Genomic DNA, 22,348 nt, shown 5'->3' on the forward strand with positions numbered 1-22,348 from the left:
GCTAGACTTATTAGTAAATTTAATAAATACCCATAATTTATTAATGATTATATTTAACACTGGCATCATATAATAAGATAATATTTATTAGGGAATATTATAAATTGACTGTACTTAATATTGATGCTGTTAAGATATAATTCTAAATAGGATGTTGTATAAGGATTGGAAGGATAATCAGCGGGGACGTTCATACAATAATGAAAATGAAATTGAACGTATTCTTAGGGATTCCTATGCCGGACAAGTCATGCTACCTAGTTTAGATGGTTTAGAATCACAACTTACTGAAATGTTTTTTGAAAAATAACTAATTACTTGAGGTGAGATACATGGACAAAAAGATTACGTTAAAATATCCATCAAATTTAGTGTGTGATATTCATGTTGGAGAACATCGATTGATCACTGATTATCCAGTGGAACGCGGTGGATACAATGTTGCGATTAGTCCTTGGGAGGTGTTTCTTTCCTCGATTATTGCTTGCCAAGGAGTCAATCTTGCAAAATATTGTAAGGAACATCAGTTAGATTATAGTGAGATAGAAATGGAACTGGTCCCCATTGTTTCGGATACTCGAAGAGATCCTAATCCAGAGTATCAAATAAGAATCGATATTCCTGAGACGTTTCCTTCAGAACATATTAATGAGATGGTTCGTTTCTTTAGCGATTGCCCGGTAGTTAACCATTTGACTAAGCTTAATCCGATTCTTTCAACTTACATTAATGGTGAATTGGTTATAAAAAATGAAAGAGAGTAATGTTCTTTGTTAGAGGACGGTATGGTCTTCAGTTTCAAATAAAAATCTAATTGAATAATTTTGGGTTTTACGTAAATAGGGTTGACGGAAGATAAAATTTCTTCCATTAACCCTATTTTTTAGACTCTTAATATTTATATATCTATTGATGATCATATTTCACATATAAAGGTGTTAATTAGATCCTATAGAATTATGATAATTTTAATCATATAATGGATATTTTCAACTATTGAATGCAGTTTCATATTAAAATAGAATTAAAGTAGTTAGAAAATCTGTTAAAGTCAAAATATAGGAGGTAAACCATGCTAGAAAAAACTAAAATTTCTGATCCTGAGTTATACTCAATTGTAGAAGCCGAACTACATAGACAAGAAAAGAACATTGAAATGATCGCATCAGAAAGTACTGTTCCAATTGAAATTATGGAGCTGTCAGGTTCAATATTCACAAATAAAACTCTAGAAGGCTATCCTGGTAAGCGGTATCAACAAGGTAGCGAAAATGCAGACAAGCTTGAAATAGAAGCGATTAATCGTGCAAAGCAACTTTTTGGCTGTGAGCACATTAATATTCAGCCATACTCAGGCTCGACTGCTAATTATTGTGTGTATTCAACGGTTTTAGAAAAAGACGATACTATCCTATCCATGAAACTAGATCAGGGTGGGCATCTCTCGCACGGTTCTAAAGCTAACTTTATTCATAATTTTTACAATTTTGTACATTACCCAATCAGTATGGATACAGAACAAATTGATTATGATATTTTGGAAGAAATGGCACATGAATATAAACCCAAATTAATCATTGCCGGTGGGTCAGCTTATCCAAGGTTAATTGATTATAAGCGTATTTCTGATATTGCTAAAGCAAACAATGCTTATCTTATGGTTGACGCTGCTCATATAATTGGTCTGATAGCAGCAAAAGTTATTCCTTCTCCGGTCCCCTATGCAGATTTTGTAACAGCATCAACTACAAAAACGATTGCCGGTCCGAGGGCTGGATTAGTAATGTGTAAAAAGGAATTCGCCAAGAAATTGGATAAAGGTGTATTTCCTGGATGTCTCGGATCTATGCATTTGACAACAATGGCTGCTAAGTGTTGGTTATTCAGACATTGTGCGTCAGAGGAATTCAAGAAAACCATGGAGCAGGTATTGCTTAATGCAAAATGTTTAGGTAATGAACTTGAGAACTTTGGCTTTAGATTAGTTTCTGGAGGAACCGATACTCACTTACTATTAGTAGACTTAAGAGAAAAAAATATCACAGGTCATGATCTAGATGAAACGCTAAATAAAATTGGCTTAACGGTGAATAAAAATCAAATTCCTGGTGATCCTCTTGGACCAAACGAAACTAGTGGTATAAGAATTGGTACTACCGCAACAACTCAAAGAGGAATGAAAGAGGAGCAAATGAAAGAAATTGCTGAGATAATTAATTTAGCAGCTGAGAATATAAATAACTCAGATATTCTAAATAATTTAAAGGAAAGGGTTAATAAGCTATCTTCAGAATTTCCATTATATTCTGAGGAAGATTTTAAATATTTAAATGTAAAATAGATAGGAGGGTTTACATTGTTAAAATCATATATCGTTGATAGCCGTGGCAAGAAGCTCCTTACAGTAGTCCAAACGCCAAATCAAGAAGTAGATAATCATTCTTTGGTTTTCTTCTGTCATGGGTTTGTAGGGCACAAAATAACTCCTCATAGGATGCTACCAAAGTTTCAACAAAAACTCGTTGATCTAGGTTACACAGTGTGTAGAACGGACTGTGTGGGGTCAGGAGATAGCGAAGGGGACCATCATTATATGACTATTGAAGGGCAAGTTCAGGACTACCTTGCTGTTTTGCAGGTTCTCAAATCAGAAATATCATGGGAAAAGTTATTTCTCCATGGCTATAGTATGGGAGGAACAACCTCTACCTTACTAAGTAATAAGATAGATTGTGACGGTCTTATTTTATGGTCTCCGGTTTCAAATCCTTTATGGAATTTTTACCATATCTTAGGTGTTGAAAGATTTAAACAGGGGTTGGAAGGTCATGATACTTCAATTGATGGTGATGAGGTAGGTAAAGAATTTTTTGAAAATATAATTAATATTCGACCGCTGGATATAATTAAAGAAATTGATATACCTGTTCGAATAGTTCATGGATCGGAAGATGCTGATGTACTACCGATAAATGGATGGTTTTATAATCATTATGCGAAAAATTCTAAGTTATATTATGTGGAAGGGGCTGGACATACTTACGATAATGTTGAATACCAAAAAGAGCTTTTTGAAACTTCGATTGAATACTTAGAAGATATGAGAAAGGAATAAATAATTATGGCTGATATTCTAAATAAAATTGCTGGAACTTTATGGGATATGCCACTTATATTCTTAATTTTAGGGGTGAGTATCTACTATTCGATTGTTATGAGGTTCCCGCAGTTTACACAATTAAAAGAAATGTTTAGGCTATTGAAGGAACGTGGAGAGTCTGAACAAGGGTTATCTCCCTTCCAAACTTTTATTTTTACCGCAGCACGGACAGTTGGTGTAGGTAATATAGCCGGAATGGCAACTGGGATATACTTTGGAGGACCGGGTGCAATATTTTGGCTTTGGATTTTAGCAATTTTTGGATCGAGTATTGCAATTTTAGAAGGTACTTTAGGACAAACGTATAAAAAAGTAATTAACAATGAATATAAGAGTGGGCCAGCTAATTATATGGCAGAAGGTTTTAAAAATAAAAACTTAGGGAAGTTTTTCGCAATTACATATTCTTTAATTACAACAATTTCGCTAACTTTCTTAATGTCTGGAGTTCAATCTTTTTACATTGTTCAAGGATTAAATGAGGCATTTAACATACCTACATTAGTCTTAGCTATAATTTTCACTATAATACTAGGCATTGTAATATTTGGTGGTTTAAAACGTATGGGGAGGACGAGTCAAAAATTATCGCCTATTGCCGGTTTGCTATTCGTATTAATGTCAATCATCATCATAGCATTTAATATTACTAAGCTTCCTGCTGTATTGGCATTAATATTCAAATCTGCCTTTGGAAGAGATGCTATTTTTGGGGCTATGCTTGGTAGTGCGCTACAATGGGGGATTCGTCGTGGTGTCCACGCTAATGAAATTGGTATTGGGACCTCTGCAATTACTTCAGCAACCTCTCAAGTAACCCATCCAGCTCAACAAGGCCTTTTGGGAGGGTTAAGTGTTTATATTGGAACTTTATTTGTCTGTACAACAACAACTTTAATGATATTAATAACCGATAGTTATAATGTTGTTAATGCTAGTGGAGATATAGTTTATGAAGGACTTAAAGGAGTAGCATATGGAAATCCATTTGTCGCTAATGCTATTCAATCAACAATCCCAATCCCCAATTTTGGGAATATTTTCGTAGCCCTAGCGGTCTTAATTTTCGCTTTTGTTGCATTAACTGCTTTTTATCTATATGCTGAAAGTAGCCTTTCTTATATAGTAGGTGACAATAAAATTGCATTTTTGATCCTTAAGATTATGTTTTTAGTATCTGTATTTGGTGGTACACTGGTAGTATCAGATACTATTTGGGCTTTGGCTGATATTGGTAATGGTTTAATGGCTTGGACCAATGTTATAGCGTTGATATTCGTTGGTAGTCAGGGTGTTAAAACTGTAAATGATTATTGTTCTAAGAAATCAGAAGGAGTTTTATCTCCGACATTTGATCCTGAGAGCCTTAATATTAAAACAGATAAAAATATTTGGAACTAATTAAGAAAACATAGTCTTCCCGTTATTTTTCGGGAAGACTTTTTAGGAGTTATTATGGACAACATACAAGAGTTTTATTGGGGAGAAGTTAGATGGATTGAGGAATTAAATTATAATATTAATATAGGAATTTCAAAAATTTTCCCACATACTTATCAAAAACCACATGTGCATTATGAAAATGAACAATTTCTTTTTGTTCTAAAAGGTAGGGGAGTTTATGAACGTAACGGGGAATCTTTTCGATTAAAAGCAGGCGATTATTTACATTTTCCGTTTAATTCTCAACATGCTACTTTAAATGAGAGTGATGAAGAGCTGGTTGACTTAGTCATATCTGTTCCTAGGATTATCGAAAAGAAGGAAATGGAACCGTCTTTCTTAAAGAAATCAGATGATTTTAGTCTTTTAAAATATGCGACTGATCAAATTTTAATAAATTTTGACAAAGAGTTGTCATTAAACTTTTATGTTGTGGACAATAATAATTCGATCGTTTATAGCAACTATAGTGACTATTATGATCTTGATTATTCAGAAATATGTTTAGATGAAGATGATTTAGTTAATCAGAAAACAATAAAAAAACCAAGTTATATAGTATTTCCTATATCAGTGGTTGATAAAAACTGTGGTTATATTATCTTCAACCATTTGGATATTGATTATGATAATATACCAGAATCAACTAAAAAAAGTATTCAAAATTATTTTATTAGCCTATCGGAAAGCATCTCTTCTTTAATTTCGAGGTATTCGATTAATAAAGAACTTATGAAAAAAATGGATGAATTACAAGAAAATAAAATAGAAATCAAACAAATTGAACATCAATTAGATCTGGAAAAAGAAAAAAGTTCCAGTATGAAAGTAAACTATCACTTTATGTTTAATACCTTGAATTATATTGCGAATTTAGCACTTAGTCAGAAAAACTTGATGCTTTATGATATTATCATTTTATTTTCTGATATGGTAAGGTACACGTCAGATAATTCAAACGACTTAATTCCTATTTATCAAGAGCTTGAATATCTAAAAACATATATACAATTGCAAAAATACCGGTATGAAAACAATTTAGAAGTACAGTATCAGATTGATAACAAGCTTCTTAACGAGAGGATTCCTATAAATTGTATTCAACCAATTATAGAGAATGCCTTTTCCCATGGGTTCATCAATTATAATGGTAAGAAAAAAATATTGATAGCGATCAAGGAATATAAAAAAGACAATATTAATTTACAAGTAGTAAATAATGGAAAATCAATAGATATGAGCTCCCTAAAATTGATCAATGAAGGCCTTACTAACTTAGATGATAAAGGACTCTCTTTAGTGTACCAAAAGTTTAAAATTAACTTTTCTAATCACTTTACCATGAATGTTTTTTCTGACAATGACATAACAGGTGTAAGTATTGTATTTCCAAAAGGAGTAAAAGATGATTAATGCCATAGTAATTGATGACGAAAGATCTGTCTTTGAAATAATTGATAAGATTATTAAAATTGAAAACTTACCCATTAAAATTACGAATTATATCTCAGATGGGAAATCAGCGATAGAGTATTTAAAAAACAACAAAGTAGAATTGATCTTTATAGATATTAGAATGCCTTTTGCTTCAGGACTTGATGTTATGAGAAACTATCCTGATAATACTTACGTTGTAGTAACAGCATATGACAAATTCTCTTATGCTCAGGAAGCTTTAAGACTTGGTGCAAAAGATATTCTATTAAAGCCTATTGATAGAAGAAAGTTAACGGAAATGATACAGAGATTGTTTGGTTCTGAGGATTCTGGTAATTCCATTGTTAACGAGATCATATACCTTATGAAGCATAAATATAATGAAAGAGATTTTTCGGTTTCAAAATTAGCAGAACACTTTTACATGCAGCCTAGTAATTTGTCAAGACTGTTTAAAAAGCATACTGGAATGACTATTATGAATTATTTATCAATGATTAGAATTAATGAAGGAAAAAAGTTATTAATCGATACCAATGATAGCGTTAAGGAAATTAGTTACAAGGTTGGGTATAATTCTCCAGAAGTTTTTTTTAAACATTTTAATAAGCAGACAAATCATACACCTACAAAGTATAGAAGAGAACATAAAAGTTAAGTAGCACAAACATCCTTCCATGTGTACTCATAATTAAGGGCATAAAGGAGTGTGTGTAATGAAATGCTTGATCAAAAGAAAGAGTTTGGGTCAACATCAGACAGGGTAGTTTTACTGAAGACTTAAAAAGAGAATTAACTGAGATTGTGTATGGGATGGACAAAAGAGGATAGGGAAATTGCAATGGGCTCATTTACTAGAGTTAATGACAAATAAATTTACTACTCTTCCTTCTGATTTATTTACTATTACTTAGTTAAAACATTAAAAGAGATTGGTCATCTTATATATCACCCCAAGCACCCATCGTGCTTGGGGTTTTACTTATTCCGTAATTTCGGGGGCAAACGTGATCCCAATTGTGATCTTGATGACCTACGCTATGATTGACTTTGCGGCAGTCACTGAGTGCGTTACCCTATGCGGCAGTAATTTTGCCAGAAGGACTTTGTGACGGCCAAGAATGTCTATCGATACACCAGCCTCTTTGTCCTAGGAGAGATCCTTATTATCGTCTAAGTGGGCATACCCTAGCGAAATTTTTGTTCTAAAAGAATAGTCAATCAAACCCGCCTTATTCGCAGCCAGCGACTAGAGCGGGTTTTTGTTAGGTTTTAGTTAATTTTGAATATTAAGGTTATAAGCAATTTGATTTAAATTGACAGCGATTCAGATTAATTAATAATCCTAAATTCTTTCGTTCTCGGATTGCCTACTTGAACAGGGTATTTGGATGGATTTTTCTGATGATACTTATTCCATTGGAAAGATCCCCCTTGGAACATTTTAACCTTTTTAAAACCTAGTGTTTTAGCAATAAAGTAAACAAGAGCAGCTCGATATCCTCCACCACAGTAAAATACGATATCTTTCTCTGGAGTAATTCCCCATTGATTCCAGGAGTCCATTGCTTCTTTTGATTCGCATACAAACTCATTATTAACAAAATAAGCACAATCATTATTGAAACTTGATTTTGCATATACAGCTCCAGCAATTTCCTTATTGTTGCTCGTTGTCATATAGGAATAACCGCTAATTTGATTTATGTATTCTTGCCAATTTCTAACTGAGGCAATAATTAGTTCAGGGTTATCGTCTTTAGCTTTTAATAAGTCATCGGGTGTTTTTAAAAGTATATTTGGACGTTTAGGAACATCGAATGTAATTTTACCAGTAAGAGTAGGTTGGTTAGTTCCACTTTCAAAGGAATATCCAGCATCTTCCCAACCTTTTAATCCACCATCTAAGAATTTTATATTATCGATACCAATCCAATAAACTATAAAGGCGATATAAGCTGCAATACATTGATCATCGGAATAAACAATGACCGTTGTATCATTTGAAATACCCTTATTTTCGAGGGCCTTCTTAATTTCTTCAGCTGATTTAATATTAAAAGTTGATTTGTCTTCTACTTCATTGATATAGATGGGTAAAGCTGTGGGAACATGTTTTTGCTCATATATTCGGTGAAAAGGATGAGATGGATCTGTTTGTGATAATTTCTCTCTAGCCGCTTCGTTTTGAATAGAATTGTTGTAAGAGAAGTCTAGCACAACTATATCTGAATTAGGATCTTTTAGGTGATTATTAAGCCATTGTGCAGTAATAAAAAAGTCTTCTTTGGTTACATTTTGATCTTTTGCAAGTGATTTACCGTATTTTAACATATGTTACCTCCTAAATATAATCAATGAGAACAGAACTTTGAGTTAGAGGATCTCCCTTTTGTATGGGGTATTCCTTTGGATTGTTTAAATGATACTTATTCCATTGGCCAGATCCACCTTGATAAACACAAGTGTGTTTCCAACCCAATTGTAAGGTAATAAAATAGACAGCTGCAGCTCGGTAGCCGCCACCGCAATGAAAACTAACATGTTTGGAAGGTGTCACTCCCCATGATGCCCATTCTTCGAGGATAGCGGGATCTACTAGAATTTCCTCTTTATCATTTGTTAAAAATGCAATATCAGTACTTTTATCACTAGCACGAGTAAAAACCGAATGGGCAGGTTCGCCTTTATAGGTTACAAATGAATAACCAGTTTCTTTGCCTATGAATTCATCCCAAGATCGAATTGAGGCACAAAGATAATTGGAATCTAGCATCTGTTCAACGTAGACATCCTCAGGTCTCAGTAATAAAATTTCAGGCCTTGCAGGAACGTTGGTTCCAAAATTATTGACTGGTTCTGTAATTGATTCAACTCTTGTTAGAGGGTAATTATGATCATTCCAACATTGAATACCCCCATCAATAATGCGAACTTGCTTTACACCAACCCAATAAGCGATAAATGCAGCATAGGCTGCAACAATAACTAGATCAGAATAAACAATCAAGTGTGTATCACAGTTAATCCCCTTTGATAAGAGAAATTCTTTAATCTTCTCAGCATCTTTAATATTGCCTGTATCACGTTCCTCAAAGTCAAAAACACAGGCCTTTACTGAATTAGGAATATGTGCATCTTTGTAAAGGCGGTTAAACCGATTGTCTACTCTTGAGATATATTTTTGGCCGTTTATATTTTGAACAGATTCATTGAAAGGAAAGTCCAACACAACGACAGTTGGATCGGTATCCATTAATTCTTTGGCGAGTCTTGGGGTGATATATATATCATTAGGATTTGGGTTATTATCAACAGCTATTTTCCAAGGCTTGGTTCGCATATGTATCTCCTATTCGTTAAAATTTTCCATTTTAGCTAAGAAGTCTCTAATTCTTTGGTGTTTGGAGTGGTTAAATATGACATCTGGATGATCGAAGTCTAGAATTTTACCCTCATTAATAAACATGACTCGATCAGAAATTGATTTAATAAAGTTCATTTCATGTGAGACAAGAAATACAGTGAATTCATGGGACTCACTTATAGCTTTTATAATTTTTAAAACTTCATTAACTAATTCAGGGTCTAAAGCCGAAGTTGGTTCATCAAATAGAATTATTTCAGGGGTAAGTGCTAGGGCTCGTGCAATGGCAACGCGCTGTTTTTGTCCGCCTGATAAATGTACAGGGTAATGATTTAAATAATTAGCCATACCCACTTGTGTTAGGTAATGCAATGCTTTTTGATTAGCCTCTTCTTTTGAAAGTTTTTGGACAGTTAAAAGTCCTTCTGTAACGTTTTGTAAGGTATTTTTTTTATTAAATAAATTAAAGTTCTGAAAAACCATAGACATTTTTTTTCGGAGTCGAAGTGTTTCTTTTGAATTTAGATTAGCTAAATCAAATGTTTCTCCATCGATGGTTAGCAATCCGCTTTGAGGTTTCTCTAACAAGTTTAAGCAACGTAAAAGGGTGGATTTACCAGATCCGGAAGATCCAATAATACCAATAATTTCTCCACTTTTTACCTCGAAGGAGATGTTATCGAGGATGGTATTATTTCCAAAACGTTTTGTTAAATTTTCAACTTTTATCATTTTTATCACCTCTGGGAATTTACTAGCTCTGGTGCTTCAACAGGAATTGCTGTTTTTCGCTCTAAAAATGAAAAAAGCACTTCTAAAATAATGGTTAATAGCCAATAGATGATGGCTAAAGCAACATATGCCTCGATAAACCGGTAAGTTCTTCCGCCAACTAATTTTGCAGCAGCTGTCATTTCAACGACTCCACTTGAAAAGGCTAAAGAGGTTCCTTTTAATAAGCTTATAAATGAATTACCGATGTTTGGCAAGGCGACGGTCATCGCTTCAGGAATAATAATTCTTTGGGCAATTTGTCGTCGGTTCATGCCAATTGTAAGCCCAGCTTCGATCGTTCCTTTATCAACTGATAAAAGGGCAGACCTAAAACTTTCAGATAAATAAGCAGATTGATTAATACCTAGAGCGGTTACAGCATAGAACATTTTTGGAATAGATTCTAATTGTAAGTTGAGACCGAATTTAAAGTTTAAATACCTAAAAAAGATGGGAATTCCAAAATAAGCAATATAGAGTTGAATGATGATAGGAGTTCCTCGAACAAATGACACATAAAAAATAGAAAGAGCATTTAAAATAGGGATCTTTCTTTGACGAATAATCGCAATGACAAATCCAAGCAGTATACCAACCAACATTGAAAGCAATGCTAATATTAACGTATTGCCTAAATACTCTAGTAATAAGGGCATTTGTTCAAATACCGCACGTATATCAAAAAAACTATTCATTATATCCTCCTAAATAAAGGTGCCCCGTTGGGGCACCTTTTATAGTATCTACTATTAACTTGTTGTTAGTTTGTTTGTTTTTCCATATTCTCAGGTTTTGGAAGTTGATTTTCATTAAGAATATCTTTTTGTAATTTTTCCATAGTACCATCTTTATAGAATTCTAGTAAAATTTCATCAACGGCATCGCGTAATTTTTTACCTTCTTCTGTCTTAGGGAAGACGAAATAAGTTTGAGCGTTACCTACAAACTCATCAATTTTTTCTTGAGGTAACCCTTCAAGCACTTTGTCATCGATTAAGGTGTAATCAACTAAATCATCTACTTTATCGTTAGACTCTCTAAAGTTCTTTAATAATTGAGCTTCAAAGACGGTAAAGTCAATCGTTCCATTTTCGAGAGCACCTAAGAAAGTTTGGCCACCAGAACCATCGATATAATAGATTTCAACTTTTTTATCATCATCTTGAGAAGCGTTCCAATTTTCCATCATAATCGAAGCAGAGATCCCAGGTAGTCCATAAAAGACCATTTTCTTTTCAGCGAATTGTGCTAAGCTTGTGATTTTTTCGTCACCTTTACGGTAGACAAAATAATAAGGAGATTCGTTAATTGGACGTGAGTAGTAGTAGTTTTCGCTTCGTTCGTCATTATAACTTAACATACTTGCACCCATTTGATATACGCCTGACGAAAGCCCAGTAAATAAGCTATCAAAAGCGGTTACTTCGAAATCAATATCGTAGTCTTCTAATTTTTCAAAAACTGCACGGGCTAATTCAATATCATAACCAGTTAATTTATCTGATTCATCAACATAAGTGTAAGGTTTGTTATCACCTGTTGTAGCAATTTTTACTGGGGTACCAGCAAAAGCACTTACGGGATTAAATGTGGTTGCGAGTAAAGCAAGAGAAACTAGAGATTTAAAAAGTTTTTTCATGTTAGAACCTCCATAGATGTGTTTTATATCATTAGTATCACATTGGAAACAGAAAAAGACAAATTGGTATATTAGATAATTAACATAGATTTATCTGTTTTTTAAATATATTTAAAGAAAGTAGTGATTAGTGAAGATAATTATTAGGATAAGGGTTATTAAAATTTAGCAAGAATTATTATCGAGTCCAAACGAATATGGATTGGCTCGATATTTGAGATAACTAATATAGAACGATAATTTTCCAGTATCTAAAGTCCTTTATTTTCCGACATATCTCTTTTAAAATCCCCCAAATTCCCCCTCATAGCTTTCAAGCAATCACTCCGCTCGTCATAAACCAAATCAAGCCACACAATGACGGCAAGCAGACTCGACTTTTTCCTAAAATACCTTTAAAATGCTGTTGAGGGTTTGCAATATCGCTAGATTTAGAATAGGGTAGTCGGATAGGAATGCTTTTTTGATAAGGAATTTGTACGCTTCACCCAGGGCGTTCCTACTTTTATAGGCATATAGAGAGGGCTAATGGAAGATAGATTTCCATTAGCCCTCTTTGGTTGAGTGTTTATTCGTTAACGATCGGTTCGTCAGCTAATAATTCAATTTTTTCCCATGGAATATCATAGTCATTGCCAACTCCGTATTCGCTAACTCGCTTATTGACAGCAGTCAGTGTGTAGGAGTAAAGCGTCGGAATGGTTGGAACTTCTTCGATCATATAGGCTTGCCAGTCTAGGTAGGCTTGTTTGCGGAATTCGGGATCCAAGGTTTCTTCGGAGTGGATCTGGTCGAGGATGGCATCGTGTTCATCCGTTGCCCAACGGTAGTCATTCATGATCGAGTTGCGAGCATAGATAAAGCTTTGATCTGCATCGGCTAGGAGTCCCCAAGTACCTTCAAAGACATCGATCGCTGGGTCATCGCTTTCCACGCGTTCGTTATAGCTATTGAATTCCAAGAGCTTGCCATCGACTAATTCAACATTAAGCCCGATTTCGCGCCAGCTTTGCAGGTAATATTGAACCAAGGTCTCAGCATTGTCGCCTCCAGCTAACCCTGCAAAATGAATAGTCATCGGTTGACCGTTTGGATCTTCAACAAGGCCATCACCATCAACATCCTTGAAGCCTGCTTGGTCTAAGATTTCTTTGGCTTTTTCTGGATCATAGTGGTAACCGGCTTGATCTGGATTATAAACATCGGTATAGACCGGTGGGATATGGGAATTGGCAGGCTTTCTTAAGCCATCATAGAATTCTTTAGAGATGGATTCAAAGTCTAAAGCGTAGGCCATGGCTTGACGGATTGCCTTATTGGAGACGATCCGGTCTGGGTCATAGTTCACTTCATTCTTTTCGTCATCCCATGTTCCCATCTTAAAGCCAATGAAGGAATAGATATTACTCATGGAACCGAGTAAGTCGAAGTTATCGGCGTCCTTATATTCGTCAAAAGCCTTGGTCGGTAAAGCAGCGATATCAAAGTGGCCGGCTTTCATTTCGGCAACAATCTTATCACTACCGACAGTTTGGACAACGAGTTTGTCTATCTTGGGTTGACCTTTGTAGTAATAAGGGTTAGCCACATAAGTGACGGATTCACCTGGAACCATGGAATCGAATTTGAAGGGACCAAAGCCGACTGGATGTTGACGAACGTATTCGTTGTCTTCCAATTCAGCAACTGGGACATCCTTTAAGAGGTGAGAAGGTTCCATGTAGTTAAGGATAATGGAGCTTTCAATATTCACGGATGGGTTGAGGCCGGTATAGTGAATGGTTAGCGTATGGTCGTCGACCCGTTCAAGGCCTGAGATTTCCTCCGTCTTGCCAGCGTGATAGTCAGCCATGCCTTCCACTAATTCGACATTTTCGCCATAGCGAGGGCCGGTATAATCAGGGTGACCGACAATATAATAAGGAAGCATGACATCATCAATGGTGATCGGTTCGCCGTCATCCCATTTTTGGTCTTGTGGGATGGTGATGGTCACTTGTTTGTTGTCATAATCAATATCCACCTTGGCAAAGCCAGATTCATCGATAACTGAGTTCTCATCACTGCCATAAAGGCCCGGATTCATATAGCGGATCAAGTTATAGTCGGGACCCGTCATATAATAAAGACTGTTCAAGACACCGGCAAAAGAATCGCCACCGAGTGCCACTTTTAAGGTGCCACCCTTGATCGCTTCGCCTTCGTTTTGAACGGTTTCCGGATAGGTCTTGAGATCTTCTTCGGCTTTAAGCGTTGCGGGTGCTGTTGAAGCCAATAAAACACTACTTGCCAATAGGATCATTGCTTTTTTAAATTTATTCATTTAAAGACTCCTTTCATGATCGTATTTCCATTATGGCATAGGCGTTTTCTCATTTGGGTAAGAGTTTTATCATAATATTAAAGATAATATATAGATAGAATTTATTGATTAATCTAATATATGAGCTGCCAAAAAAGCAGATGTTTTATTCAACTGAACACGATCCATTCATTGAAAAATAGTTGAAAATAAGCATGCTCCTTTGCTCTTACCTCCATGATTGCCACCTGCCTCACCTTATGTAGGACCACCCAGCCCCAATAAAAAAGCTGCAGGAAGTTTTGTAGTGCCCTCAAAAAGTTAGATTTTTGGTCCAACTTTTAAGGATCACTTCATTTGCTTCCCGCAGCTTTTTGTTATTTGAAGGACTGGTTAGTCTAGTCGATGACTAGTCCCCCTCACTAATATAAATAGATCTCAAGGCAAATTTTGCGCTTTATAGGCCTAAAATTAAAAAACTTTCAAGGTGCTTTTTGTCACCAAAAAAGAGGGGACGAAAGGACCCCTCTCAGTATGGTCTGCTAATTAGGCGTTGAACTTGTCTAAGTCTAATTCTTTTTGCAAAGCGGCAACCATAAAGCCGGTTGATCCAGCTGCATGCACATTGGTTGACGTCCGACCCATGTCGGCAACTCCGGCAATCGGACTTAGGACTAAGATCATTTCAAGCGGTAGCCCCATTGCTGTAAATAAGGCGGTCGCTTGGATGGTTCCGGTTCCTGGGACGCCGACCGTTCCTAAGGAAGCAATTAAGGCTGATCCCACCATAATGATGTATTGCGTGGTGGTGAAAGGAATATTCAAGGCATTGATGGTGAAGATTGCCAATAAGACAGGCCAAATAGCGGCACATCCTGGCATTCCAAAGGTGGTTCCAATCGATCCTGCAAAGGAAGCGATCTCGGTAGGAACCCCCATATCTTCTTGCGCTTTAATATTAGCTGGTAAGGTTCCCAAGGAACTTTGTGTGGTGAAGGCGATTAACCAAGCAGGGAAGAATTTCTTTTGGAATTTGAATGGATTGACCCGTGCAATCAAGCTGATCATCGCCGTAGAAGTAATAAAGGTATGGAAGAAGCAAGCTACATAGATCAATAAGAGTAAGAATAATAAGTCCTTCACAAAGCTTAAGTCTAAGGTCGCCACTTGGTTAGAGATTAAGGATAAAACGGCATAAGGGGTAAATTGAATGATATCCCCGATAATATGGCTCATCACCTTGCTCCCTGCATTGACAAAGTCAACAAAGGGCTTGATTTCTTCTTTTTTGGTGTATTTTAAGACGACAATCCCAATAATGATTGAGAAGACCACGATGGGGACGATCTTATTGTTGGCCATACTGTCGACAATATTCTTAGGGAAGAATGAAGCTACCACTTCCGCAAAAGAAGGAACTTCCTTGATCTCATCAGCGACATCCATCTTGATTGATGAGTGTAAGCCAAGACCGACCAATTTACCAATAATTAAGGCCGTGATGGATCCTAAAATATTATGTAACGCTAAAATGGCGATCGTATTTTTGCCAAGAGATTTAAGCTTGGCGATGGATTCTACAGAAGCCACGGTCGTAATAATAGAAAATAATAATAGCGGAATAACAAAGGCTTGTAATAAATTAGTGAAGATATGACCAAAAATAGCCACGTATTCAGTGTGTCCTTTGAAAAGCACGCCTACGATAATTCCTAGAGCGGTAGCTAGGAGAATCCGAATCATGAAGGAGACTTTTCGCTTCTTTAATTCATTAATGCCTATGCAAAAAACTAAAGCTAGCGCCAGAGCTAGTAAACTATTTACCATTAAAAAACACTCCTTAAATATTTTATAAAGTTCCTAGGAACTTCTTGCCCCAACTTTTTTAAAGAAGGGGGAAATCCAGTAAGCCTCCCTTATTTGCAATGAATGCGGTTAGATAAAGGGGTCTTACGCTCTGTTTTCCTCCTTTCATGCAGCATTTGGATCCTAAATGATCCTTGTTTATATTATCACAAATGAAACAGTTATCCTTAGTTTTCATCCGAATTATTGATTGAATTATTATATAAAAGCAGGGATATTTTTTATTTTTTTAATAAGTTTTCTTCCAAATTTGAAGAAAATACTAACCGCCCCTCGTGTGTCACAAGGGGCGGTTTTTTGGGGCTTAGTCGTTAACTGGGACCAATTGGTATTTGATGCCTTGCCAGATAAGGTAGCTGTCTGGCTGGACGGTGGGGGAACTTGCTGGTTTACAGTTTGGATTTTTTGGGGGAAGGGCTAATGCTTTACGAAAAGCGTCCATCTCGGCTTGGTTATAACCGGGGCAAGCGGTGTTGTTATTGACCTCCCAGTGGCCTTTAACTTGGCTGGCGGGAATGGCTAACTCCGCCATGAGTTGGCGAGTGATCCAGTCCCGGGTCTTGATCTGTTCCGGTGAATAATCGGTCTTGGAATTGGCTTCCAGTGAGATGTGGACGGTATCGCCATTGTGGTCGGCGACGCCCCAGGTGATCCGCTCCAGATTGTAGTTGCGGTAGAGGACGCCTTGGCTGTCGATGTAATAGTGATAGCCACCTCGGTCCCAGCCCTTTTGATTCTTCCAATATTGCTCATGGTCCCAGATCTTGCGTTGATACTTTCTAGGAACGGCTGTGTAATGCCAGACAATGGTCTTTATGGCACTGCGAGGGCGGTCATAGGCTTGACCACCCAGGGCTTGGTCACGGCGGTCGATTATTTGGGGTTGCCAAGGGGCAGGGGCTTGAGCCAAGTTATATTGGGTGAGTTGATAGAGTTCAATGACTTGGATCAACTTGTCCCCATAATTCGGATCACCGGCATAGATACCAGTTAGGGCTTGGGCTTCTTCTTGGTAAGTGCCAGCCTCAATGGCCTTCTTGTAGGCAACATCCCGTCGGTATGGGGTTGACGTGAAGAAGCTGGCGTGGTCTTTAATGGAGGCCTCCAGCGAGTCATATTTGCGAAAATAACTTGCTTGAGCCTTGCCATCAGCTTCTAGGGAGCTGTGCTGGACCTGGGGGCCTTGCCAGGGTGGTGAGGCCTTAATTCCAAAACCATTGAAGGATTTTTGGTAGAGAGGCGATTGGCCGGCCCCAGATTCGACCACGAATTGGGCCATCCGCGTGGCTACCGAGATGGGCGAGGGGTATTTTTGAAAGAGGGGGGCGACTTTTTCTAATAGTTGGGGCATAGGCGGTCTCCTTCGATGGGGATGGGGTGCTGAGGATCTTGAGGATCGTAGTGCTGGCTGGAGATCTGAAGTAGGGTGCCTAAGAAGGCGGCGAACAGATTGAGGGTCATGACCACTTGGTCAATATGAGGCAGCGGATAGATCTGTCCCAGTCCTTTTATGAGGACGGCCAGGGCTGGCAGGAAGACGAGGACTAGCCACTTGCCTAGGTCATAAGTTCGGTTACTTAAGGGCATGGTTGGGAACTCCTTTCTAAGGGGAATGGGGCATAGAGAATGGCTTCTAGGGTGTTGAGACGGTTGGTTTGCTGGGTGACTTGTTTTTGCAAGGGAATGAGGCTTTCTTGATAGCCGGCCAGGTCTTCTTGAAGCTGATGAATCTGATCCAACACCTCCTGAACCTTGTGGATCAATTGATAGATCTTCTGAGACAAGCTAACAAGAGCCAACAAAGCCCCCGCATAACCACCCAATTCAATCAAAAACATAAAAAACTCCTTTCTAGTAAGAGTGCGACAACTTGCGTTTATCCCCTGTAGGCTAAGCAAAGCATGGACAGGGCGATTGAAAATCGCACAGGATGTGATTTGCTTAGAACTCAGGGGATGCAAGTTGAAGCACGTTTAACAGACTGCGCCAGCTCACCTTTACCTAACACTAACGCACACTAGTTCATTTGATAAGTGGTATTAAAAAAGGCTGTAACTCGAAAGTCACAGCCTCTAGGGGGAGTCTTAGGCAGATACAGGGTCAGCTTGGGCGTCGTAGACTTCTTCGACAGAGCGAACCACGTAGCGGGCTGAGACGGCTTGAGCATAGAGGTCTACACCTTCGGCGGATTGGAAGATGTCTGCTTGGACGATGGCATCCATGGCAGCCTTAGCTGTCTGGGCGTCAAGCCCTTCTGCTGGGCGAGAGAGGGTAATTTTACGTTCTTTTCCAGTAGGGTCTAAGAATTTCAATTCGAATACTTTTTTAGTTTCCATAAGTTACCTCCTTATTAGTTGAACTGATAGGTGTAGACACCTTCAACCGTTTGGCTAGGGATATCTAACAGGTTATCAATGGCAGCTTTGACACCTTGGACTTGGTCAACCGTGGCGGTTTCGGTCAGACCGTTTAGTGAGACAGAACTTGTCTTCTTGCTTTCAGGGTCTAAGCTCTTCAAGCTCAAACGACCGGACTTGAATGTTTTTTGTGACATGGTAATTCCTCCTTGGGATGTTTGTTTTTTGTAGCTACACCCTATAAACAATTATTTCCTAAAAAGTGTCCACGCATTGTTTGAGTTGGGGATAAAAGTCGGCTAGCTTTCGTTGGATGGCTTGGCGATACTTGTAGTAGGTTGACCGCTTGATCCCTAGTTGGTCTTGGATTTCTTGGTGGCTGAGTTGGTCATCGATCAAGGCTCGATAGATCCAATATTCACGGTCATTGAGGTAAGACCGGACTTGTTGGTGGTAGTGGTCCAGACTGATACGAGCTTCGGCCTTTTCACTAAAGGGGCAGCTGGTGTCGGGGATAAGGACGGGGTCGGCCATAAAGCTGACCTCTTGGGGCGACTTCTTAAAGAGATTTAAGAGATGCCATTTGAGTCCTTGCTTGGCAAAATAGACAAAGCGGTAACGGTCATCGGCTAGCTTCAAAGGTTGGCCATCGAAGTTCTTAGCTAGTTCTAGCAATTTGATGCGCAGTTCCTGGACATAATCGGGGTAGTCAGCGGACCGTGGATCGACCTGGTAGGAACGCAGAACTTGGTGGATGACGGCTTCGAATTGGTCGAGAATTAAACGGGCATGGTGATCATCTAACATGGGAGGCTCCTTTCTTAGTATGCACTATTCGGTAAGTAGTCGCGGCTTTGGTTTTCAAAGACATGGAAGAGGCTTTTGAACTTGAGTCGCTGCCAATTCCAGAGGATCTTCATGGAGTAGTAAAAGACTTCCTCCTTGTCCATGGATCGTAGGACTGCTTCGCGGACCATATCAAAGGGCAGCTTTAGGAGCCACTGGTTATAAGCGACCAGTTCTGTCCGGCTGAAGGAGAGGCCCTTTTCCTGGCAAAAGTCTAAAAAGGGTTGGATGATGTCCTGGTCTAAGGTCAAGTCTGGATTGTTGATGACCCCCTCCCGAAAGAGGTAGGGATCTTCTAGGCGTTGGCGTAGGATGGCTCGTTCGGATTGATAGATGGCTGGAGGGAGATTGGGATCTAGCCCCAAGTCATCAAGCAAGGTGGAAGGCTTGGCTGCTAGGATGTCCGTGCTATCTATGCAGAGCGGACTTAGCTGAGGGGGCCAAACGCTCGTTTCCAGGGCATCCTCATTCTGATTATCATTCACATTGACATTTACATTATCATTTTTATTTTGATTTTCATTATCATTGTCATTCTCATTCTCATTAGCGAATAGGGATTCATTCTCCTTTTCATTCTCATTCTCATTATCATTATCGAATTGGCGGTCAATCTTCTGGGGATTCTCCAAAAGTTTTTGACGCAGCTGAATTTCTTCTTGTAAGAGAGTGTAGATTTTTTGGTCGAAAGACCGGTTGGAAAGGCGGAAGTAGCGGGTGTTATGAGTTAGAGTGGCCTGGATTAGGGTTAGGTCCTTAACTTGGGCGACTTCCTTCTTGAGCAAGCGTTCAACGGCGACGCCTCCTTTGACGATGGAGGTTCGTAAGGAATTCAAGACGGCGATCTCCTGGGTCTTCTTGGAATAGCGGATGACCTGGAGTTTTTCCTGGAAGCGGTCAAGGAGGGTGAGGACCACTTCTCGGCTGAAGCCGGTTTTGTCGGAGATGGTCTTGATGGGGAGGGTGTAGATCCCTAATTGGCTGGTGTTGGGATTGGTGAGCAGATAGAGATAAAAGTAGCGGTCTTCGATGGAGAAGTGATCAATGACTTGAGGATCTTCCCAGAAGCTAACATCGACAATGCGTTTAATGGTCATGGCTTGGCCTCCTTTCACTTAGGGATCATTGGAGTCGATGGAATTGTCGTTATCGGACATCTCATCGAGAAAGTTCATTAGATCGTCATTCAGATAAGGTTGATGACATTGAGCTTCGTCATCATAGAAGAAGGTGCGAAAGAGGTCTCTGGGACTAAGTTGGAGGGCAAGACAAGTCTTGTAGATGAAGTTATAAGAAGGAGAGTTGTAGCCATAGAGCACATTATAGATACAATTGGGTGAGACCTTGATGAATTTGGCAAATTGCTTGTAATTTAAGCCTGCGCGCCGAATGGCTTCATCCAATCGGTGGTTGATATATGATTTATTCTTAGTCATGGAATGACCTTCTTTCTTAATGTATTAGGCCTAGGACTGATACCGCTTCCTTGACCCAAGGCTTAGTATAAGCGATTATGGATAGCCTTGTAAATATATGATTACTGATAGATGAAAAAACGCCATTCTTTTGGGATTTTTGAGAAAAGTGTCTAAAAGGCTTGACTGGCGTGACTTAGTGTGTTTAATTAGAATGAAAGCGCCAGAATGGTGACCTGGATGATTTTTAATAATTATGATCTAAAAGCTATTTAGATAAGATTTTGTATAGTCTAATTTGATCTATTGAGTTTTCAAATAAATAAATTTTTAAATTTTTAGACGAAGTTGAGGAGTGAAAAATCGGTTTATTTGGTATCGTTTTCAAAACGAAACATCGTTGGATGAAGTAGTTAGATAAGCTAGGCGCATGATTTTGATTGAGCTGATCGTTAATTGGCGTGCTGAGAGTACTAAAATGATCTCAAAATGTAACTCTGAGCGCCCTGAGAGTACAAAAATGGTCCCGAACTGTAACTCTGCGGGTTTTGAGAGTACTAAAAAGGCGTTGAATTGTAACTCTTGTTGCTCTGAGAGTACCAAAATGGCCTCGAATTGTAACTCTTGGTATGCTGAGAGTACTAAATTGGCCTCGAATTGTAACTCTGATCGTTCTGAGAGTACTAATTTGGCTCCCAATTGTAACTCTCGTTGTGCTGAGAGTACAAAAATGGCCTCGAATTGTAACTCTTATTGCCCTGAGAGTACTAAATTGGTCCCGAAATGTAACTCTTATTGCCCTGAGAGTACTAAAATGGGCTCGAATTGTAACTCTCAGTGTGCTGAGAGTACTAAATTGGCCCCGAAATGTAACTCTCGTTGCGTTGAGAGTACTAAATTAGCTCTGAAATGTAACTCTTATTGCCCTGAGAGTACTAAAATGGGCTCGAACTGTAACTCTCATCGTACTGAGAGTACTAAAATCGCTCCAAAATGTAACTCTCGTTGCGTTGAGAGTACCAAATTGGCCCCGAAATGTAACTCTCGATGGGTTGAGAGTACTAAACTAGCCTCGAAATGTAACTCTCGTTGTGTTGAGAGTACTAAATTAGGCCCGAATTGTAACTCTCGATGAGCTGAGAGTACTAAACTGGCCCCGAATTGTAACTCTCATCGTGCTGAGAGTATTAAAATCGCTCCAAAATGTAACTCTCGTCGTGTTGAGAGTACAAAAATGGCCCTGGATTGTAACACTCGTTGTGCGGAGAGTACTAAATTGCGTCAAGCGGCAGCAATTTTTGCCCAGAAGGATTTTGTGACAGCTAAGGATGTCTATCGATATACCAGCCTATTCGTCCTAGGAGAGATCCTCATTATTGTCTTAGTAGGTATCCCCCTAGCCCAACTCTTGTTCTAAAAAGTTAATCAAACCCGCCCTATTCGCAGTCAGCAACTAGGGCGGGTTTTTGTTATATATTAGCCCATTGAATGTGGCCTTTTAAGAAAAGATAAAGTGTAATAAATGATAGAGCGTGATGGCGATTTGAAGCTGCATGCGGTCGCTACTGTTATTCATGTCGATATTGAGGATGCTCTCGATTCGGGTAATTCGAGCTCTTAGAAGATGGGGCAGCAACGATTATTCAATAAAGTCTTAATCCCCTTAAGATAAATGATTTTGATCACTTCTGTTAATACAAAAAGGTTGATGAACGCCGAAGCGTCATCAACCTTTTTGTTTG

Annotated in this window: 24 protein-coding genes; 8 read left to right on the plus strand and 16 right to left on the minus strand. The window is 38.4% G+C overall.

Annotated elements, in window-relative coordinates:
• The first annotated feature begins 154 nt into the window (after positions 1-154).
• The 7 genes from HMPREF9706_RS09095 to HMPREF9706_RS07280 all read left to right on the plus strand — a co-directional run bounded on the left by HMPREF9706_RS09095 (position 155) and on the right by HMPREF9706_RS07280 (position 6,698).
• Positions 155-310 (plus strand): hypothetical protein, encoded by a 156-nt coding sequence (locus tag HMPREF9706_RS09095; RefSeq protein WP_155949077.1) that lies wholly within the window; start codon positions 155-157, stop codon positions 308-310.
• 22 nt (positions 311-332) lie between these two features.
• Positions 333-764: an OsmC family protein gene (locus HMPREF9706_RS07255; protein WP_006908718.1), complete on the plus strand. Its 432-nt coding sequence runs from the start codon at positions 333-335 to the stop codon at positions 762-764.
• A gap of 308 nt (positions 765-1,072) precedes the next feature.
• On the plus strand, positions 1,073-2,341 hold the full coding sequence (locus tag HMPREF9706_RS07260) for a serine hydroxymethyltransferase (RefSeq protein ID WP_006908719.1): 1,269 nt from the start codon (positions 1,073-1,075) through the stop codon (positions 2,339-2,341).
• A 15-nt stretch (positions 2,342-2,356) separates the two neighbouring features.
• Positions 2,357-3,115 (plus strand): alpha/beta hydrolase, encoded by a 759-nt coding sequence (locus HMPREF9706_RS07265; RefSeq protein ID WP_006908720.1) that lies wholly within the window; start codon positions 2,357-2,359, stop codon positions 3,113-3,115.
• Between the two features lie 6 nt (positions 3,116-3,121).
• Positions 3,122-4,561, plus strand: a complete 1,440-nt coding sequence (locus HMPREF9706_RS07270) for an alanine/glycine:cation symporter family protein (protein ID WP_006908721.1) — start codon at positions 3,122-3,124, stop codon at positions 4,559-4,561.
• 54 nt (positions 4,562-4,615) lie between these two features.
• Entirely contained in the window at positions 4,616-6,016 is a 1,401-nt protein-coding gene (locus HMPREF9706_RS07275) for a histidine kinase (protein ID WP_006908722.1), read from the plus strand.
• Positions 6,009-6,698 (plus strand): response regulator transcription factor, encoded by a 690-nt coding sequence (locus tag HMPREF9706_RS07280; RefSeq protein WP_006908723.1) that lies wholly within the window; start codon positions 6,009-6,011, stop codon positions 6,696-6,698. The genes HMPREF9706_RS07275 and HMPREF9706_RS07280 overlap by 8 nt, the downstream gene beginning before the upstream one ends.
• 674 nt (positions 6,699-7,372) lie before the next feature.
• On the opposite strand, the gene HMPREF9706_RS07285 is transcribed toward HMPREF9706_RS07280, so the two are convergent.
• The 15 genes from HMPREF9706_RS07285 to HMPREF9706_RS07355 form a co-directional block, all read right to left on the minus strand.
• Positions 7,373-8,374: a sulfurtransferase gene (locus tag HMPREF9706_RS07285; protein ID WP_006908724.1), complete on the minus strand. Its 1,002-nt coding sequence runs from the start codon at positions 8,372-8,374 to the stop codon at positions 7,373-7,375.
• A 10-nt stretch (positions 8,375-8,384) separates the two neighbouring features.
• On the minus strand, positions 8,385-9,383 hold the full coding sequence (locus HMPREF9706_RS07290) for a sulfurtransferase (protein WP_006908725.1): 999 nt from the start codon (positions 9,381-9,383) through the stop codon (positions 8,385-8,387).
• A gap of 9 nt (positions 9,384-9,392) precedes the next feature.
• A complete protein-coding gene (locus HMPREF9706_RS07295) occupies positions 9,393-10,139 on the minus strand; it encodes an amino acid ABC transporter ATP-binding protein (RefSeq protein WP_006908726.1) in 747 nt (248 codons plus the stop codon).
• A gap of 5 nt (positions 10,140-10,144) precedes the next feature.
• Entirely contained in the window at positions 10,145-10,876 is a 732-nt protein-coding gene (locus tag HMPREF9706_RS07300) for an amino acid ABC transporter permease (protein WP_006908727.1), read from the minus strand.
• A 65-nt stretch (positions 10,877-10,941) separates the two neighbouring features.
• Positions 10,942-11,820, minus strand: coding sequence for a transporter substrate-binding domain-containing protein (locus tag HMPREF9706_RS07305; RefSeq protein ID WP_006908728.1), 879 nt, complete (start codon positions 11,818-11,820; stop codon positions 10,942-10,944).
• A 568-nt stretch (positions 11,821-12,388) separates the two neighbouring features.
• Entirely contained in the window at positions 12,389-14,143 is a 1,755-nt protein-coding gene (locus HMPREF9706_RS07310) for an oligopeptide ABC transporter substrate-binding protein (RefSeq protein ID WP_006908729.1), read from the minus strand.
• Positions 14,144-14,668: 525 nt separating this feature from the next.
• Positions 14,669-15,949, minus strand: a complete 1,281-nt coding sequence (locus HMPREF9706_RS07315; protein ID WP_006908730.1) for a dicarboxylate/amino acid:cation symporter — start codon at positions 15,947-15,949, stop codon at positions 14,669-14,671.
• Positions 15,950-16,292: 343 nt separating this feature from the next.
• Complete coding sequence (locus tag HMPREF9706_RS08860) at positions 16,293-17,339, minus strand: glucosaminidase domain-containing protein (RefSeq protein ID WP_006908731.1); 1,047 nt, start codon at positions 17,337-17,339, stop codon at positions 16,293-16,295.
• Positions 17,324-17,575 carry a phage holin gene (locus tag HMPREF9706_RS07325; protein ID WP_006908732.1) on the minus strand — a complete coding sequence of 84 codons (252 nt, stop codon included), beginning with the start codon at positions 17,573-17,575 and terminating at the stop codon, positions 17,324-17,326. The genes HMPREF9706_RS08860 and HMPREF9706_RS07325 overlap by 16 nt, the downstream gene beginning before the upstream one ends.
• A complete protein-coding gene (locus tag HMPREF9706_RS07330) occupies positions 17,566-17,826 on the minus strand; it encodes a hypothetical protein (protein ID WP_006908733.1) in 261 nt (86 codons plus the stop codon). Before HMPREF9706_RS07330 ends, HMPREF9706_RS07325 begins: the two co-directional genes overlap by 10 nt.
• A gap of 246 nt (positions 17,827-18,072) precedes the next feature.
• Positions 18,073-18,324: a DUF2922 domain-containing protein gene (locus HMPREF9706_RS07335; protein WP_006908734.1), complete on the minus strand. Its 252-nt coding sequence runs from the start codon at positions 18,322-18,324 to the stop codon at positions 18,073-18,075.
• 14 nt (positions 18,325-18,338) lie between these two features.
• Positions 18,339-18,542, minus strand: a complete 204-nt coding sequence (locus tag HMPREF9706_RS07340; protein WP_006908735.1) for a hypothetical protein — start codon at positions 18,540-18,542, stop codon at positions 18,339-18,341.
• 58 nt (positions 18,543-18,600) lie between these two features.
• On the minus strand, positions 18,601-19,152 hold the full coding sequence (locus HMPREF9706_RS07345) for a sigma-70 family RNA polymerase sigma factor (protein ID WP_006908736.1): 552 nt from the start codon (positions 19,150-19,152) through the stop codon (positions 18,601-18,603).
• A gap of 14 nt (positions 19,153-19,166) precedes the next feature.
• Positions 19,167-20,288: a hypothetical protein gene (locus HMPREF9706_RS07350; protein WP_006908737.1), complete on the minus strand. Its 1,122-nt coding sequence runs from the start codon at positions 20,286-20,288 to the stop codon at positions 19,167-19,169.
• A gap of 18 nt (positions 20,289-20,306) precedes the next feature.
• The gene (locus HMPREF9706_RS07355; RefSeq protein ID WP_006908738.1) at positions 20,307-20,627 is read right to left on the minus strand and encodes a helix-turn-helix domain-containing protein; all 321 of its coding nucleotides are present in this window, start codon (positions 20,625-20,627) and stop codon (positions 20,307-20,309) included.
• A gap of 1,213 nt (positions 20,628-21,840) precedes the next feature.
• On the opposite strand from HMPREF9706_RS07355, the gene HMPREF9706_RS09105 reads away from it, so the two are divergent.
• Positions 21,841-22,023 carry a hypothetical protein gene (locus HMPREF9706_RS09105; RefSeq protein ID WP_006908740.1) on the plus strand — a complete coding sequence of 61 codons (183 nt, stop codon included), beginning with the start codon at positions 21,841-21,843 and terminating at the stop codon, positions 22,021-22,023.
• 81 nt (positions 22,024-22,104) lie between these two features.
• On the opposite strand, the gene HMPREF9706_RS09445 is transcribed toward HMPREF9706_RS09105, so the two are convergent.
• On the minus strand, positions 22,105-22,242 hold the full coding sequence (locus tag HMPREF9706_RS09445) for a helix-turn-helix domain-containing protein (protein WP_155949078.1): 138 nt from the start codon (positions 22,240-22,242) through the stop codon (positions 22,105-22,107).
• Between the last annotated feature and the right edge of the window lie 106 nt (positions 22,243-22,348).

Source organism: Facklamia hominis CCUG 36813 (assembly GCF_000301035.1).
In the GTDB taxonomy this organism is placed as follows: Bacteria; Bacillota; Bacilli; order Lactobacillales; family Aerococcaceae; genus Facklamia; species Facklamia hominis.

Coding starts and splice junctions, on each gene's coding strand:
- HMPREF9706_RS07275 (WP_006908722.1), top strand. CDS start 4,616: ATGGACAACATACAAGAGTTTTATTGGGGAGAAGTTAGATGGATTGAG.
- HMPREF9706_RS08860 (WP_006908731.1), bottom strand. CDS start 17,339: ATGCCCCAACTATTAGAAAAAGTCGCCCCCCTCTTTCAAAAATACCCC.
- HMPREF9706_RS07290 (WP_006908725.1), bottom strand. CDS start 9,383: ATGCGAACCAAGCCTTGGAAAATAGCTGTTGATAATAACCCAAATCCT.
- HMPREF9706_RS07345 (WP_006908736.1), bottom strand. CDS start 19,152: ATGTTAGATGATCACCATGCCCGTTTAATTCTCGACCAATTCGAAGCC.
- HMPREF9706_RS07255 (WP_006908718.1), top strand. CDS start 333: ATGGACAAAAAGATTACGTTAAAATATCCATCAAATTTAGTGTGTGAT.
- HMPREF9706_RS07310 (WP_006908729.1), bottom strand. CDS start 14,143: ATGAATAAATTTAAAAAAGCAATGATCCTATTGGCAAGTAGTGTTTTA.
- HMPREF9706_RS07270 (WP_006908721.1), top strand. CDS start 3,122: ATGGCTGATATTCTAAATAAAATTGCTGGAACTTTATGGGATATGCCA.
- HMPREF9706_RS07285 (WP_006908724.1), bottom strand. CDS start 8,374: ATGTTAAAATACGGTAAATCACTTGCAAAAGATCAAAATGTAACCAAA.
- HMPREF9706_RS09105 (WP_006908740.1), top strand. CDS start 21,841: ATGGCCCTGGATTGTAACACTCGTTGTGCGGAGAGTACTAAATTGCGT.
- HMPREF9706_RS07355 (WP_006908738.1), bottom strand. CDS start 20,627: ATGACTAAGAATAAATCATATATCAACCACCGATTGGATGAAGCCATT.
- HMPREF9706_RS07350 (WP_006908737.1), bottom strand. CDS start 20,288: ATGACCATTAAACGCATTGTCGATGTTAGCTTCTGGGAAGATCCTCAA.
- HMPREF9706_RS07280 (WP_006908723.1), top strand. CDS start 6,009: ATGATTAATGCCATAGTAATTGATGACGAAAGATCTGTCTTTGAAATA.
- HMPREF9706_RS07260 (WP_006908719.1), top strand. CDS start 1,073: ATGCTAGAAAAAACTAAAATTTCTGATCCTGAGTTATACTCAATTGTA.
- HMPREF9706_RS07300 (WP_006908727.1), bottom strand. CDS start 10,876: ATGAATAGTTTTTTTGATATACGTGCGGTATTTGAACAAATGCCCTTA.
- HMPREF9706_RS07335 (WP_006908734.1), bottom strand. CDS start 18,324: ATGGAAACTAAAAAAGTATTCGAATTGAAATTCTTAGACCCTACTGGA.
- HMPREF9706_RS07330 (WP_006908733.1), bottom strand. CDS start 17,826: ATGTTTTTGATTGAATTGGGTGGTTATGCGGGGGCTTTGTTGGCTCTT.
- HMPREF9706_RS07305 (WP_006908728.1), bottom strand. CDS start 11,820: ATGAAAAAACTTTTTAAATCTCTAGTTTCTCTTGCTTTACTCGCAACC.
- HMPREF9706_RS07325 (WP_006908732.1), bottom strand. CDS start 17,575: ATGCCCTTAAGTAACCGAACTTATGACCTAGGCAAGTGGCTAGTCCTC.
- HMPREF9706_RS07295 (WP_006908726.1), bottom strand. CDS start 10,139: ATGATAAAAGTTGAAAATTTAACAAAACGTTTTGGAAATAATACCATC.
- HMPREF9706_RS07315 (WP_006908730.1), bottom strand. CDS start 15,949: ATGGTAAATAGTTTACTAGCTCTGGCGCTAGCTTTAGTTTTTTGCATA.
- HMPREF9706_RS07340 (WP_006908735.1), bottom strand. CDS start 18,542: ATGTCACAAAAAACATTCAAGTCCGGTCGTTTGAGCTTGAAGAGCTTA.